At 54.9% G+C, this 1,358-nt stretch carries 1 protein-coding gene and 1 pseudogene; both read left to right on the top strand.

Annotated features, from left to right (window positions below):
* Positions 1-23 precede the first annotated feature (23 nt).
* On the top strand, positions 24-998 hold the full coding sequence (locus E4S40_RS17045) for a PorP/SprF family type IX secretion system membrane protein (RefSeq protein ID WP_135077167.1): 975 nt from the start codon (positions 24-26) through the stop codon (positions 996-998).
* A gap of 2 nt (positions 999-1,000) precedes the next feature.
* Positions 1,001-1,358, top strand: a pseudogene (locus E4S40_RS17040) (OmpA family protein); the annotation flags it as partial.

Here is a 1,358-nt window from a genome sequence, read left to right as displayed (position 1 = left end):
AAGGAAGATTAATCACGAGCGTTATGAAAAATACTTTTAAAATCTTTGGTATAACCCTTCTGGTGGCCCTGTTGGCCACCGGGGGGACTTTTGGGCAGCAGCTTCCGCAGTTCAGCCAGTACATCTTCAACGGGCTGCATGTGAACCCGGCCTATGCCGGCTACAAGGGAGAGCCCTACATTCAGTCCACGTACCGGACCCAGTGGATCCGTTTCCCGGGCAGTCCGGAGACCTTTACGGTGACCGCGGACCTGAGTGCGAACGAGGGGACGATGGGCTTCGGTGTTTCGATTTTGTCGGACAACATCGGACCGGCGCGGACCAACATGGGGATGCTGACCTACGCCTACCGGATCCAGACGGGAACGAACAGCTACTTGGGTCTGGGCGTGAGTGCGGGCGTATCGGAGTATGCGATAGACGGTTCGCTTCTGGACCCGAACGACTGGCCGGATTCGGAGATTCCTGACGGACGGGTGAACATGTTCACGCCGAACCTGAATTCGGGTATCTTCTTCCACACCAAGCGCTTCTATGCGGGTATCAGTGCCTACAACATGATCGGCAAGAAGTCGCTGGAGCGTGAGGATGTGGCGCTTGCCTACCACGACTTCCACTACTACCTGACGGCGGGCGCGCTGTTTGATCTGGGCAGTACGGTGAAGTTCAAGCCGAGCTTTTTGATCAAGGAAGTGAAGGGCGCACCGACCAACTACGACCTGAACGCGATGTTCCTGTTCGGGGAGCGGATCTGGGTAGGGGGCTCGTACCGTTCGAACATGAAGATATGGAACGACAACCTGCCGGAGAACCTTTCGAACCGGAATTCCTTTGCGGCGATACTGGAGCTGTTTGCCACGGACAGGATACGGATAGGGTATGCCTATGACCACAACCTGAATGTACTGCAGGACTACAGGACCAACTCCCACGAGCTTTCTGTAGGCTTTTATATGATCCCGAGAAGGGCAGTTATGAAAAACCAAAGATGGTTCTGATTATGAAAAAGACACTGACAATATTGAGCATCACGGCCGGCTTACTTTTTGGCCTGTCGGCAACGACCCTGGCCCAGAAATCAAGGGTGCGCTATGCGGACAAGCAGATGGAGTTGATGAACTTCCAGCTTGCGCTTGACACCTATGAGGCGGCCTATGCGAAGAAGCCGAACTACGAGACGGCCTTGAAGACGGCCCAGGCCTATGAGCGGGTTCGGAACTACGACAAAGCCTACGAATGGTGGGGGAACGTGGTTTCCTACGAGGAGTCCACGGAAGAAGACTTTATGAGTTACCTGGCTGCTGCGCAGCGGGTGGACAAACTCGAAGAAGCGGGAGGCCAGGTTGAGGGACTGATGA

It is taken from the genome of Algoriphagus kandeliae (assembly GCF_004571135.1).
Lineage (GTDB): Bacteria > Bacteroidota > Bacteroidia > Cytophagales > Cyclobacteriaceae > Algoriphagus > Algoriphagus kandeliae.
The sequence above is the reverse complement of the archived record's forward strand: the minus strand, read 5'-3'. Positions and strand labels throughout refer to the sequence as shown.

What these genes read in the sequence shown, in the direction of transcription:
- E4S40_RS17045 (WP_135077167.1), top strand. Translation starts at nt 24, where the DNA reads ATGAAAAATACTTTTAAAATCTTTGGTATAACCCTTCTGGTGGCCCTG.